The sequence below is a fragment of the Dietzia sp. genome (genome assembly GCF_036741115.1).
In the GTDB taxonomy this organism is placed as follows: domain Bacteria; phylum Actinomycetota; class Actinomycetes; order Mycobacteriales; family Mycobacteriaceae; genus Dietzia.
The window spans coordinates 42,399-55,767 of sequence record NZ_DAINST010000004.1 but is presented as its reverse complement, the minus strand read 5'-3'; the positions used below and the strand labels follow the sequence as shown (position 1 = coordinate 55,767).

General features: G+C 67.7%; 13 protein-coding genes. 5 read left to right on the top strand and 8 right to left on the bottom strand.

Going from position 1 to position 13,369, the window contains the following annotated elements; genetic code table 11:
- Positions 1-56: 56 nt before the first annotated feature.
- Both V7E05_RS01345 and V7E05_RS01340 read right to left on the bottom strand, forming a co-directional pair.
- Positions 57-866: a VOC family protein gene (locus V7E05_RS01345; RefSeq protein WP_333617878.1), complete on the bottom strand. Its 810-nt coding sequence runs from the start codon at positions 864-866 to the stop codon at positions 57-59.
- Between the two features lie 129 nt (positions 867-995).
- The gene (locus tag V7E05_RS01340; protein WP_333617877.1) at positions 996-1,856 is read right to left on the bottom strand and encodes a helix-turn-helix transcriptional regulator; all 861 of its coding nucleotides are present in this window, start codon (positions 1,854-1,856) and stop codon (positions 996-998) included.
- 265 nt (positions 1,857-2,121) lie between these two features.
- Between V7E05_RS01340 and V7E05_RS01335 the strand changes: the two genes are divergently transcribed.
- The 4 genes from V7E05_RS01335 (at position 2,122) to V7E05_RS01320 (ending at position 6,254) form a co-directional block, all read left to right on the top strand.
- Entirely contained in the window at positions 2,122-2,943 is an 822-nt protein-coding gene (locus V7E05_RS01335) for a (Fe-S)-binding protein (RefSeq protein WP_333617876.1), read from the top strand.
- Positions 2,944-3,035: 92 nt separating this feature from the next.
- A complete protein-coding gene (locus V7E05_RS01330) occupies positions 3,036-4,511 on the top strand; it encodes a lactate utilization protein B (RefSeq protein ID WP_333617894.1) in 1,476 nt (491 codons plus the stop codon).
- On the top strand, positions 4,504-5,232 hold the full coding sequence (locus V7E05_RS01325) for a LutC/YkgG family protein (RefSeq protein WP_333617875.1): 729 nt from the start codon (positions 4,504-4,506) through the stop codon (positions 5,230-5,232). Before V7E05_RS01330 ends, V7E05_RS01325 begins: the two co-directional genes overlap by 8 nt.
- Positions 5,233-5,300: 68 nt before the next feature.
- Positions 5,301-6,254, top strand: coding sequence for an SDR family NAD(P)-dependent oxidoreductase (locus V7E05_RS01320; protein WP_333617874.1), 954 nt, complete (start codon positions 5,301-5,303; stop codon positions 6,252-6,254).
- A gap of 132 nt (positions 6,255-6,386) precedes the next feature.
- On the opposite strand, the gene V7E05_RS01315 is transcribed toward V7E05_RS01320, so the two are convergent.
- The 5 genes from V7E05_RS01315 to V7E05_RS01295 form a co-directional block, all read right to left on the bottom strand.
- Positions 6,387-6,584, bottom strand: coding sequence for a CsbD family protein (locus V7E05_RS01315; protein ID WP_333617873.1), 198 nt, complete (start codon positions 6,582-6,584; stop codon positions 6,387-6,389).
- 175 nt (positions 6,585-6,759) lie between these two features.
- The gene (locus tag V7E05_RS01310) at positions 6,760-7,827 is read right to left on the bottom strand and encodes an LLM class flavin-dependent oxidoreductase (protein WP_333617872.1); all 1,068 of its coding nucleotides are present in this window, start codon (positions 7,825-7,827) and stop codon (positions 6,760-6,762) included.
- Between the two features lie 236 nt (positions 7,828-8,063).
- Positions 8,064-8,639, bottom strand: a complete 576-nt coding sequence (locus V7E05_RS01305; protein WP_333617871.1) for an LGFP repeat-containing protein — start codon at positions 8,637-8,639, stop codon at positions 8,064-8,066.
- A 367-nt stretch (positions 8,640-9,006) separates the two neighbouring features.
- The gene (locus V7E05_RS01300; protein ID WP_333617870.1) at positions 9,007-10,395 is read right to left on the bottom strand and encodes an MFS transporter; all 1,389 of its coding nucleotides are present in this window, start codon (positions 10,393-10,395) and stop codon (positions 9,007-9,009) included.
- A gap of 8 nt (positions 10,396-10,403) precedes the next feature.
- The gene (locus V7E05_RS01295) at positions 10,404-11,099 is read right to left on the bottom strand and encodes a GntR family transcriptional regulator (protein WP_333617869.1); all 696 of its coding nucleotides are present in this window, start codon (positions 11,097-11,099) and stop codon (positions 10,404-10,406) included.
- 142 nt (positions 11,100-11,241) lie between these two features.
- Here V7E05_RS01295 and V7E05_RS01290 point away from each other — a divergent pair, with 142 nt between their 5' ends.
- Complete coding sequence (locus V7E05_RS01290; RefSeq protein WP_333617868.1) at positions 11,242-12,237, top strand: TIGR03560 family F420-dependent LLM class oxidoreductase; 996 nt, start codon at positions 11,242-11,244, stop codon at positions 12,235-12,237.
- Positions 12,238-12,338: 101 nt separating this feature from the next.
- Here the strand turns inward: V7E05_RS01290 and V7E05_RS01285 are convergent, their stop codons facing one another.
- On the bottom strand, positions 12,339-13,019 hold the full coding sequence (locus tag V7E05_RS01285) for an Rv1157c family protein (protein WP_333617867.1): 681 nt from the start codon (positions 13,017-13,019) through the stop codon (positions 12,339-12,341).
- Positions 13,020-13,369: the final 350 nt, after the last annotated feature.

The window sequence follows — 13,369 nt, the reverse complement described above, 5'->3', positions numbered from 1 at the left end:
GTCGCAGGCCTGCAGCGCGGCCGCTGCCGGGGTTGCGGCCTCCGGCGTCATGGGCGCTAGGGGGTGTCCATCGGCGTGGCCTCGGCCATCGAGGTGAGCTGGAAGGTGACGCCCTCGGGGTCCACGGCTGTCATGACGCGGCCGTAGGGGGAGTCTTGGGGGCCGTCGGTGATCCGGCCGCCGAGCTCGGCGACCTTCGCCGCCGCGGCGTCCGCTCCGTCGACGGCGAAGTAGATGCGCCAGTACGGCGTGCCCTCGGCGCCGAGCCACGGGGCACCGCAGATGCCGGAGGTCGCGTTGGCTTCTGCGCCGTTGGTGGCGTAGCGGAACTCGTCCATGCCGGGGACCGGGGGCATTTCGTGGATGTCGAAATCGAGGACGTCACGGTAGAACGCCACTGATCGGTCGAAATCGTTGGTCACCAACTCGAACCACACCGCCGCCCCCGGGCGCTCGGAACGGTCGAAGGAATCGAGTTGATCGGGTTGCCACAGGGAGACTGAGGCGCCCGCTGGATCGCGGAGCACGCGGAACGAGCCCGAATCGCCGACGACCTGTGTGTCGACGAGGACCTCGGCTACGGCCGCCTTCGCCTTCTCGGTGCGCGCGTCGAGGTTGTCGACAGCGAGGAACAGGCCCCACTCCGGCTTCGGCTGTTCGCCGCCCATCATTACGGGGTCCATGCCGGAGACGTCCATGAATCCGCCCACGAGCTCCCCGTCGTTGCGGACGAGCTCGTAGCCGCCGAACTCATCGCCCATCGACTCGAATTCCCAGCTGAGGAGGCCGGAGTAGAAGGCGTGCGATTTTTGTGAATCGAGCGTGGCGAAATCGATCCACGCCGGGGTACCTACTGCGATGGACATGGGGTTCTCCTCTGGGATGTTGTGGTGCTGGGGTGCTGCGGAGGGGTTCGACGCCTCGAACGTTAGCGGTGCCCGGCGGCGGGCGTTTGTCCGAATTTGCGCGACCTCGCGGCGGTGGGCCTGCTGCGATCAGCGCGCGGCGCTGGAGCGGAGATTGGGTAGGGCCGGGAGCATGGGGACGGAGAATTCTTTTGCTCGGCGGAGCTCGAGCTCGACGGGGTGGCCGGGCGAGAAAATGGGCGCCGGGCCGATGGCGACGAGGGGGCGCGTGGGGGCAAGTACGTCCGCGGCCTCTTCGGTAATGGGCACCGAATACGCGAGGAGCCACGGCGAGCCCGGGCACAGGGGGAGAGCGAGCTCGTCCTTCCACGTGAGAGTTCCGGCCGTCGGCATCCCCACGGGATAGGGATGGGAGAACCAGCCGAGCCAGGTGGCCCGCGGCTCGGCGGGCCCGAACGCCGGATCGCGATCGGGGAAGCGGAGCCGGACGAGAACCTCGGAGTCCGGTGCCGAGAGCCCTCGGTAGATCGAGAACGGTGTGAGGGTCGTGGCGGCGACGGAGTCGGCCAGGCCCCGCAGACCTGCCGGAGGTATGCCGACGCTCTCACGGAAACGTCGCGCGAAACTCGACAGGGAATCGAAGCCGATGGCGGTGGCGATGTCGATCACTGGAAGGTCGGTGGCCAGCAGCAGCCGCTTCGCCGTATCGATACGCAGGGCGCCGACATACTGCGCCGGGGAGATCCCCATCGTCGCGGAGAACATGCGGCTGAAGTGGTGCGGGCTGTACCCGGCCGCGGCGGCGAGATCGGCGACATGGATAGCGGCAGGCGGAAAGCTCGGTGGCGGGGACGCAGGGGCGCCGAAGTCCCCGGTGGCCTGCGGTAGGGATCCGGCCGAAATGGTGGCCGGGGATGTCGCGGCGCGCGCGAGCTCGAGCGCCGCGCGCAGGGCGGGCGCCGGAAGCTCTGAGACCGGGCGAGCGGGCATGGTGCCGAGGATAGCCCGATCGGCACCGGCGGGACGGCCCGGCGGGGAAGTGAGGTATCCCTTGCCCGAAACCGCTAATCGGGGGCAGCATTCCGCATATCAGAACCCGTCCGCCCCCTCCGGTCCTACGGTGGCGCAAAGAAGGGGATCCGCCGTGAATGGCGGGCCCCGAAAAGCGGATTCCGAAAGGCGGATTCCGACAGGCCATCCGAAAAGCAATAAGTCGCAATAGCCCGCAACGGCATTGAGCCAAAAGGACGGACCGATGAGAATCGCACTGTTCGCCACGTGTATCGTCGACGCGATGTATCCGGAGGTCGCCATTGCGACCACGCGAATCCTCGAGCGCCTCGGGCACGAGGTCGTCTTCCCCGAGCGCCAGGCGTGCTGCGGGCAGATGCACATCAATTCCGGAAAGTTCCACGAGGCGTACCCGGTGGTCCAGAATCACGTGAAGGCCTTCGAAGAGGAATCCTGGGACTACGCGGTAGCCCCGAGCGGCTCATGCGTCGCCTCCCTCGGGCACCAGCACCCGATGATCGCCGAGTACAACGACGACCCGGAGCTCGCGGGGCGCGCCAAGGAGGTCGCGGGGCGCACGCTCGAACTCGCTCAGTTCCTCACGGACGTCTGCGGGATCACCGATGCGGCGGCGGAACTCGGCAGCTACTTCCCGCACTCGGTCGCCTACCACCCCTCGTGCCACGGCATGCGGCTTCTTCGCCTCGGCGATCGGCAGCGCGATCTCCTCGCCTCGGTCGACGGGCTCACCCTCCACCGGATCGAATACGAGGACGAGTGCTGCGGGTTCGGCGGCACGTTCTCGGTGAAGAACCCCGCGATCTCCTCGGCGATGCTCGGCGACAAGGTCGAGGCGATCATCTCGAGCGATTCCGACGTGTGCACCGGAGGCGACGTGAGCTGCCTCATGCACATCGGTGGCGGCCTTTCCCGGTCGAAGCGCCTGGTCGCGGAATCGCGGGCCCCCTCGACCGTGCATCTCGCGCGGATCCTCGCCTCTACGCACGAAGAGCCCCTCCTGCTCCCTGCGGAGGGCGCCGTCACGACCGGAGGAGCACTTCGATGAGCCCACACGCCGCGCGTCACGGCTCGCCCACGGAGGCGGGGCCTTCCGACCCGCGCGAAACGATTCCACGCGACACGCACGGGGACAAGACGATGCTCGGGATCCCGACCTTCCCCGGTGTCGGGCGTATCCACGAGGTGGCGCCGTTCCCCGAGGTCTCGCGCCTCGAATCGCAGAACGTGCAGCTGCGCACCAACCTCAACAACGCGACGCATGCGATCCAGCGCAAGCGGTCCCAGCGCGTCGAGGAGGTGCCGGACTGGGAGGACCTGCGCGATGCGGGCGAGGCGATCAAGGAGGACGTCGTCGCGCGGCTCCCCGAGCTGCTCGAGCAGTTCGAGGCCGCCTTCACCGCCCGCGGCGGGCACGTCCACTGGGCGCGTGACGCCGACGAGGCCAACGAGATCATCGCCGGCCTCGTCGAGGAGAACGCTCCGCTCGGGGAAAACGGCCGCCGCGAGGTCATCAAGGTCAAGTCGATGGCCACCCAGGAGACGGGCCTCAACGAGGCGCTCGGTGAGCGCGGCATCGATGCGTTCGAGACCGACCTCGCCGAGCTCATCGTGCAGCTCGGTAACGACCAGCCCTCGCACATCCTCGTCCCCGCGATCCACAAGAACCGAGAGCAGATCCGCACGATCTTCCTGCGGGGCATGGAGGACGTCGACCCGGATCTCGACTCCGAGCCGCGCCACCTTGCCGAGGCGAGCCGCAAGCATCTGCGCAAGAAGTTCCTCTCTACGGATGTAGCGATCTCGGGTGCGAACTTCGGCATCGCCGATACGGGCACGCTTTCCGTGGTTGAATCCGAGGGCAACGGCCGCATGTGCGTGACCCTGCCCAAGACCCTCATCACGCTCATGGGCATCGAGAAGCTGCTCCCCACATTCGCGGACCTCGAGGTGTTCATGCAGCTCCTACCGCGTTCGTCGACGGGGGAGAGGATGAATCCCTACAGCTCGTTCTGGACCGGGGTCACCGAGGGCGACGGCCCGCAGAACGTCCACATCGTGCTCATGGACAACGGGCGCACTCGCGCCCTCGCCGACCCCGATGGGCGCCAGGCGCTGCACTGCATCCGCTGTTCGGCGTGCATGAACGTCTGCCCGGTGTACCGCCGCTCGGGCGGGCACGCGTACGGCTCGGTCTACCCGGGGCCGATCGGAGCGATCCTCACCCCGCTGCTCACTGGCGTTGACTCGGCGGAAAACGGCACGCTGCCGTACGCGTCCTCGCTGTGCGGCGCGTGCTTCGATGCCTGCCCCGTGAAGATCGACATCCCCACGATGCTCACGCGGCTGCGCGCGCAGGACAGCGAGGTCAATCACCCCGGAGCCATCCCGCGCACCCAGCTTGACGGAGCGCTGCGCGGCGCCGAGTGGATGATGTCCGACGGCCACCGCATGGGCCTCATCGGCAAGGCCCTGCCGATCGTCAGCCGCATCGTCCCGAAGAGCGGAATCCCTTCGCTGCCCGGGATCGGCGGGGAATGGACGTCCTCGCGCGATATCCCCGCACCACCCCGACAAGCGTTTCGCGACTGGTGGAAGGAGAACCGACGTGGCTAGCACAGGTGGAGACGCACGCACCGAGGTGCTCGACCGGATCCGATCTTCGCTCGGCCGCACGGGCGGGCAGGCCGGCTCGGCCAGCTCGGTCGCCTCGGACACTGCGCCCGAAGCCGCGTTCGAGCGCGCGTATCGCGTCGAAGGCGAACTCGGCAGGGACGAGGTCCTCGAGCTCTTCATCGATCGGCTCGAGGACTACGACGCACGCGTCCACCGCGTGCCCGTGTCCGGCATCGGCGAGGAAATCGCCCGGGCGCTCGTCGATGCGCGCTCGGTCGTCGCGCCGGCCGCTATCTCGGATGCCTGGCTCGAACCGTTCCTCGAAGAAGAGGGCCCCGCGGATGACGGCGGACGTCCCGGCGCGCGCGAGGTCCTCCGCGACGGCGGTGGCGAGAGCATCGATATCGACACCCTCGATACCGTCGACGCCGTGGTCACCGGATCGGCCGTCTCCGTCGCAGACACCGGGACGATCATGCTGGTCGGAGGCGAATCGGGGCGGCGCGCCACTACGCTCGTGCCCGATCATCACGTTGTCGTCGTGCGCGCCGAGGACGTCGTGGAGCTCGTGCCGGCGGCGATCCGTCGCCTCGTGGACGAGGACCTCTACACCCTTCCCATCACCATGGTCTCCGGGCCCAGCGCGACCGTGGACATCGAGTTCGTCCGCGTCGCCGGCGTCCACGGCCCGCGCACGCTCGACGTGATCATCGCCGAGTAACCGCGATGGCCTAGGCCGCAGTACTAGCCTCGGGCGATAGCCGTGAGCACAACCGGAGGGAGTCGGCGATGTCGCTGTTATCGAGATTTCGGACCCCGCCGTCACCCACGATTGACCTCGGCCCGGAGGCAGCCGGCCGCACGTGGCTCATCACGGGGGCGACGAACGGGATCGGCCGCGAACTCGCGCGGATGGTGGCGCGGGAGGGACGACGCCTCATCCTGACCGCGCGAGACCCGGCGCGGGGCGAAGAACTCGCCGCCGAGCTGCGCGGCGTGGGTAGCCACGTGGATATCGTCGAGCTCGATTTGGCACGGCAGGACTCCGTGCGCGAGGCGGCGCCCGCGGTCCGTTCCCTCGGCACGGACATCGACGTCCTCGTCGACAACGCAGGTTCGGTCACGAGGAAGCGGATCCTCACCGCCGATGGCTTCGAGCGGATGCTCGCGGTCAACTTCCTCGGGCCCTTCGCGTTCACAAACCTCGTGGCGGACCTGGTGAGCTCCCGCATCGTCATCACGGGGTCCAATATCCACCGCAAGGGCCACATCGATTCCGGAGATCCGCATTTCGAGAACCGACCGTGGACGTTTCCCGCGGCCTACGGGCAGTCGAAGCTCGCCGACCAGCTGTGGGCCACCGCGCTGCAGGTGCGGCTCGACGCCGCCGAGCGCGGGGTGGACGTGCTCACGGCGCACCCCGGCTGGGCGCATACGAACATCCAGAATGCGTCCGGGATCGGGGCGGTCGACAGCGTCCTCGATTTCGCCTGCGGGCAGGTAGCGATGAGCGCGCGCGAGGGAGCGATGCCGCTGCTCGAAGCGTGCGCGGGTGAGCATCCGCGTCTTTCCTACATCGGTCCCGGCGGTCTCGCCGACCTTTGGGGAAGTCCCGCCGAGCAGGCTCCTTCGGAGCTGTCGCGCTCGCAGCGCGCCGCAGACCGGCTGTGGGAGCTCGGCGTCCGCGAGACGGGCACGGACCTCGACTTCCGCGAGCATTCCCTCGACCCGCCGCAGGGCTGAGCCCCCAGCTCGATCCATCGCGGGGTTGAGCGCCGCGGAGGCCACACGCCGAACAACGGGCGTCGTGAACCACTGACCGAAATTGCGAAAGCGCCCGGCGGATGCGATCCGCCGGGCTCCCATCGATCGGGACTAGTTGCCCCCGAGGCCGTCCTTGAGGTTCTTGGCGGCGTCCTTGACGTTTTCGGTCGCCTGCTTGGCGCCGGCGCCGGCCTGATCCGCCGCGCCCTCGCCCTGGAGCTCCTGATCGCCCGACTTCTCGCCGACGAACTCCTTCGCCTTGCCGGCGACTTCCTGGAACTTGTTCTCTGCCTTGTCCTGGAAATTCATGGATTCCCCTCTCATTTCGTGGGCCGTTCGCTGGCCGACGGAATCGCGCGGCCGCAGGATTCAGGTTACTCGTAATCGCTTGTGGCCGTACCGGCCCGAATTCCACCGAGTCGAATAGCGGCGGGTTTCTTCGGCAGTGCTTTCTTCGCCGAGACCATCCCGAATTCCCTCTCCGTCATCGTTCGCCGATCGAATATCCCGTCGCGGGGCCCGCAGTGTTCGGTTCCCAACCGAGGGCAGGGGCCACGTGTTCGGCAAAGGCGGAGAGGATGTGGAGATTGAGCTCGACGCCGGCCTGAGACGGGATGGTGAGCAGGAGGTTGTCAGCAGCCTGGACCGCGGCGTCCCCTTGTAGCTGGGCGATTAGCTCGTCCGGCTCCGCCGCGTAGGTCTTCCCGAAGGTGGAGGTGAAGCCGTCGATCTGCCCGATGCCGTCGTTGCTCTCGCCCTGCCGGCTGAAGATCTGTCGGTCGCGGTCGTCGACGATGGGGAAGATCGATCGTGATACCGACACGCGAGGCGCCTGCCGGTCGGTGGTGCCCCAGGTCTCGGACCAGCGGCGCCGGTAGGCGGCGATCTGCTCGGCCTGGAGGTCCCCGAATGATTGGCCCGTGGCCTCGGTGAGCAGGGTTGAGCTCATGAGATTGACCCCCTTCTCGGCCGTCCATTCCGCGGTCTCCCGCGAACCGGCACCCCACCACACCCGGGTGTCGAGGCCGGGGGACTGGGGCTCGATGGGAAGGCGAACACCGGGCCCGAACTGGGCCGGGTCCGCGTCGACGAGGTTGCCACCGCGAATGGCTTCCATGAACTGTTCGAAGTGCTCGCGCCCGATATCGGCGCCTCGCGGGTCGCTCGATCCGGTATAGCCGAAGGCCTCCCAGCCGCGGTACGCGGGCTCCGGCGATCCGCGGCTCACGCCGAGCGCGACCCTGCCTTCGGCGAGCAAATCGAGCGAGGCCGCTTCCTCGGCCAGGTAGAGGGGGTTCTCGTAGCGCATGTCGATCACGCCCGTGCCGACCTCGATTCGAGAGGTCCGCGCCGCGATCGCGGCGAGCAGCGGCATCGGGGCGGCGGACTGCTTCGCGAAATGGTGGACGCGGAACATCGCACCGTTGACCCCGATCTCGTCGGCCCCGACCCCGATTTCCACCGCTTCGCGCAGCGATACGCCGGCATCGAAGCCGGGGCGGCCAATGCGCGGGCCGTAGTGACCGAAGCTGAGGAATCCGAATGATTTCATGTCTGTCCCTATCTCTAGGTGTCCGGCGCGCGCCGATTCGCGCACGATCGGTCCTAATCGCGCCGCCTTCTACTGCAATCCGAGGGTAGCTGTTCTATCAACAATGCGGTTGGCCGCGAAATCCGCGCGGACATCCCGCGGCGCCGGTCGACGCAGAGCGGCCCCGCCCGGCGATTGCCGAGCGGGGCCGCTAAGAAGGGACGTGCCCGCGAGTGGGCGTCCCGGTGGGCGAGTGGCTATTCGCCGTACTCGCCGTTGACGAACGTGATGTTGCCGTTCTGGAACGTCGAGATCCAGCCGCCCTCCTGGGTGGCCTCGTCCGCGGTCGGCCAGCCGAGCTGCGACTCGGGGCCGCCCTGCTCCTCGTAGCGCTCGAGGATCTTGCCCTGCACGAGGAACGCCTTGCCCTCGGGATCGACGAAGATCGAGCCACCGTCGAAGTCCTGGCGCTGGCCCTCGCCGACCTTCTGCGGCTCGCCCTTGGGGGCACCGAGGTGGCTCGACTCGCCGCCGAGCTCTTCGTACTTGTCCGCCACTGCCGCAGGGACCTGGACGGCGCCGTTCGGGCCCTGGATCTCCTTCATCTCACCGGAGTCGGAGCCGTTCTCGCCGTCCTTGCCGGCCTCCCCGGTGCCGCTGGCGGCGGCATCGCCCGCACCGGAGGTCGCCGAGGCGCCGGCATCGGCGGCGGCAGAGGTGGCCTGGCCGGCGGCGTCGCTGACCTTGTCCTCGTTGTCGTCGCTGCACGCGGCGAGCGAGGCGACGAGGATGCCGGCGATGGCCGGGTATGCGAGTGCCTTCTTGACGTTCATAAGTTCTCTACCTCTCTGTTAAATCAGTTCGGAGAAACTTTCGCTCGCTTCTACCTGCGAACTGTGGTTTTTCGTCGCAGGAAGCGATGTGGAACCCGAGCCGGGAATCGCACGCCCACATAAGACGCTCACCACGTTTCCAGGCCCGGCGAGATGTCCACTCAAGTGACTCTGAGCCCTTCGTACATGGAGTTCGCCGGTCGCGCTAGTTTTATTCCCAGGGTTTACCAATGCGAAATACAAACGATTCCAATGCGCTATTTATGTTCTTTCTTATTCTCACGGCGCCCTCGGTTGTTATTCCTGAGGCTCAACATTCGTTCAAATACCCAGTTTCCTGCGCGTTCGACCGGTTTTTCGCTCGCGCTCACCGTCGGGCCGAGGCGGCACCAGAATCCGATTCAGACTCCGTGACTGGGTTCGAGCCGGAGCGCCGCTTGCGCGCGGCCGTGAGCATCGCTGCAAAGCTCACAGCGGCGATGGCGGCGCCGGTCGTGAGCATCACGGCGTAGGGAATCGCGTCCGAGAGTTTCGAGAGGATCATCGGGAACGCGAATCCGAGGTAGGCGAGGGCGTAGAACAGCGCGGTGTACGCCGCGAGGCCGCCGCGCCTGGCGACATCTGTGATCTCGAGCAGGCCGGTCTGCAGAGCGAGACCGTAGGCGAGGCCGAGGACGATCGCGGAGACCAGCGCGAGCACGATGGCCAGAGGGGCGATGCCGGTGACGCTCACGGTGAGCGCGGCCAACAACATCCCGGCGATGATGAACGAGTAGGCGAGCACGCCGAGCACGATCGTCCCCGGGACGACGAAGCGCCGCACGAACTGCTGGACGAGGAAGCCCGAGCCCAGCGTGAACACACACAGAAGCGCCGAGAAGCCGACAGGGGCGGCGGAGACGCTCGGGGCGAGGACGGCGGGGAGGACCGCGTAGGCGACGCCCGCGGCGCCGAACACCCACGGCGCTAGGAGCACGGCGAGGAAGAAGAATCGGGGCGTGCGGACCATCGACCACATCGGCGGGGCGGATTCGAGCTCCTCGTCCGCGGCTTCGATCACCTCCTCCTCGGCCTCGGGAGTGGTGGGGTCTTCGCCCGCGGGGAGCAGGTCCGCGCCGAGCGTTTCCGGTGCCGAGATCAATGCGATTCCGAGGAAGACGGAGAGAATGATGTGCACCGCGTAGGGGAGGACATGTGCCCACGGGCCCCACTCCGCGAGTACGCCGGCCACTGCCGCGCCGATCGCGAAGCCCGAGGTGAGCGCGAGGCCTTGGCGTCGGCTGCCGGCCATCGAATCGCCGGTGGTGTCGAAGGGGGCCGAGGACGCCTCCTTGAGCCAGCTCCCGCCGACCGCCATGGCGATGCCGAGCGAGATCCCGGTGAGTACCCGGCCCGTGGAGAGCAGCGCGGCGTTGTCGCCGCCGACGAGCATGAGGGTCGAGCCGACGATCCCGATCCACGGCGCGGGAAGGAAGATGGGGCGGCGCCCGATCCGGTCGGAGAGCGGCGCGGAGATCGCGAGCGCCGGGACGATGCCCACGACGTATGCGAAGAGAAGGAAATCGACGGTCACGGGGTCCATGCCCTCGCCCTTGTAGGAGACGAGGAGCGGCGTGAACTCGTTGCCTCCCCAGGCGATGGCGAACATCGAAGCGGCGACTAGCAACCACGCGGGAAAACGCCGCCTGGTCGCCGGATCGCCCGTGCGCTCCGACGGGGTTCCGTCGGCGAGCGTGGTGGTGTCCTGCTGGGTCATCGTTCGGATCACTTCCTGTGGAAAGCGGGGAGGTGGATGTCGTGTGTCGCCTCGAGGTGGGCGCACAAGACACTGGAGAACTCGGTGAAATCGCCCGAGGCGACGAGCCGGGCCAGCGCATCGTGCTCGGCTGCGATCTGCTCGGCCCCGGAGATCGCATCGGGATTGGGGTCCGCAGGGTCGGAGGATCGGCCACGCACGCGGGCGTGGACCGATGACTCGACCATGCGCTGCTGGCGCTCGCGCAGGGTGTCGTAGAAACCGAGAAGCACCGAATTGCGGGCCCGTGCGACGATCGCGCGGTGGAAGCGCACGTCGAGCTCGGCGAAATCGGTGAGGTTCCGTCCGGCCGCGGCCGAGATCTGCTCGGCGGTGATCCCGAGCAGTTCGTCGCGGAGCGCAGCCCTGTCCGCCGGGTCGACCGCCGCCACCGAGTGGGTCTCGATGGCGAGTCGAGCCTCGAGGACATCTCGCTTCTCCTCAGCAGTGACCGGGGTGACGACTGCCCCGCGCTTGGGGTAGAGCGTGAGCCAGCCCTTGGATTCGAGCCGCTGGAACGCGACTCGCATGGGCGTGCGGCTCATCCCGAGCTGCGCCGAGAGAGCGTTCTCGCTGATGAGGTCCCCGCCCGCGAGCTCGCCGGAGAGGATCAGCTCCTTTGCCGCCGCATATGCCTTGTCCGCGGCCGTCTGCGTTGTTCCCATGCTTGTATACAAGCATGGATGCCGGACGCGGCCAAGCTGTCGGATCCGAAAGTGCGGAATCGCACAGTCGGCACGGCTGAGCCCTGATCGGCGCATCCCCGACCCCCGCCCCGCACGCACTCGGGGTCGGTACTGTCGGGCCATGCGATTCGGAACATTTCTTCCACACGGCTGGCGGCTCGACCTCGATGGAATCCCCGCGGCGGAACAATGGCCGCGTATCCGAGACATCGCCGAGCGTCTCGACGACTCTCCCGAATGGGAGGGCGCCTGGGTCTACGACCACTTCCATTCCGCGCCGTTCGTCGAGGATGCGGACGTGCACGAGGCATGGTCCCTGGTGTCGGCGCTGTCCGCCGTCACCACCCGCCTGCGACTAGGCCAGATGTGCACGTGCATGGGCTACCGCAAACCCATATACCTCGCGAAGCTCGCGGCGACGGCGGATGTCATCTCGGGCGGGCGCGTCGAGATGGGTATCGGGGCCGGCTGGTACGAGCACGAATGGCGAGCGTACGGCTATGGCTTCCCGTCGGCGGGCGAGCGCATCGGCATGCTCGACGAGGGCGTGCAGATCATGCGACAGGCCTGGCACACCGGCACGGCGAGCCTCGAGGGCAAGCACTTCCAGGTCGAGGACGCGCGCTGCCACCCGCTTCCGCTGCAGCCCGGCGGAATCCCGCTGTGGATCGCCGGAGGTGGGGAGAAGAAGACCCTCCGTGTGGCGGCGCAGTATGCGGACTACACGAATTTCGACGGCACTCCCGAGGGTTTCAAGCACAAGTCCGAGGTGCTCGCCGCGCACTGCGACAACGTCGGCCGTGAGTTCACGGAGATCACGCGCTCGGCGAACTACAACGTCCTCATCGCGGAGACGGAGGCGGATCTCGCGGAGCGCGAGGCGTGGCTGCGCGACAAGTACACGCGGCTCGTGGGGGAAGAAGGCGCAGAAGCCCAGCTCCGCAGCTTCGTGGGCATGCCCGGATACGGCACGCCCGAGCAGATCGTCGAGAAGCTGACGGCGATGTCCGACCTCGGCCTCGACTATGCGATCACCTACTTCCCGGATCTCGGGGAATACGCCGAGAGCCTCGAGCTCTTCGAGAAGGCGGTGATCCCCGAGCTCCAACGCGCGTAGAGCGCGTCGCAGCCCCGAAATGCGCCGCACGCGCCGTCCGGCGGAGGTGCCGGGCGGCGCGTGCGGGTATGTGGTGTGCGGCGACTACGCCACAGACATGTCTAGCCGACGGGGATGATGCCGACCGTCGGGTACGCCACGCGGCAGTTGGCGACGCCGCCCTCGATCTTGGTGGTGAGGCCGCCGCGGAGCACCGCGAGGACCTGCCCTGCGCCGGTGTCGGCCACGCCCGTCATGGTCGCGGGGCCGTCAGGGTTGACCCCGTTGTATCCGAGGACGGTGCTGCCGGTGCGTCCGTTGTTCGGGTTGACCCAGTCGACGACGAGCGGCTCGGCCTGCTCGTCCGCGGCGCCACCCGTGCCGAGCGCGGTGAAGACAAAGCCCGTCTGGTGCTCGGGAACGCCGGGGAGCGGGAGGTTCGCCGGGCCGGGGACCGCGGTGATCGTGCCGACGGCACCCGAGGTGCCGTCGATGCAGTTGTTCATGATCGTGGGGTAGAGGAACTGCGAGATCGCCGGGCCGTTCTCCGGGATGCCCACGCCGGGCTCGCCGGTGCCGCGGAAGAAGTCGATGAGCCGCTGCGCGGTGGCGCGTGCGTCCTCCGGCACGGCCGGGTTCTGGATCGCACCCTCGACGGAACCGAGGACCTGCTCGTTGGGCCGGCCGAGTTCGTCGAGAACCTGGGCGTTCGCCGAGGCGGGGAGGGCGGTGGCGGCAAGCGCCGCAGCGCCGAGCGCGACCAGGGAGCGGCGAGCGAAGCGGGAGGTGGTGCGTCGGTTCACGAGTCCATCCTTAGTCAATCCTCTGCTGCCGAACCGCGCGCGGATGCGCTGATGGGGTGAGTCGGCGTGCAGATCCAGTAATGTGGCCATTGTGACAAATATTATGGATGATGTAAATCATCCAATGTGGTGCTGAATGTAGCTTGAGTGGCGCCTGATGCGGGTGGGGCTACCTGCGCGCGGCGCCTCTCCCCGTACTATCCCCGGAACCGAAGTCGCCGTTTCGTTCGCCCCCTGATTACCGGTACAGGCGGCGTCATCCAGCGTGCGTTCACGGCTCGATTCGGGAGGTGGCCGCCCCTGTGGGGTAACCTCTCTTGAGTCGAGAGAGCGTGTATCGAGCCGCCAGA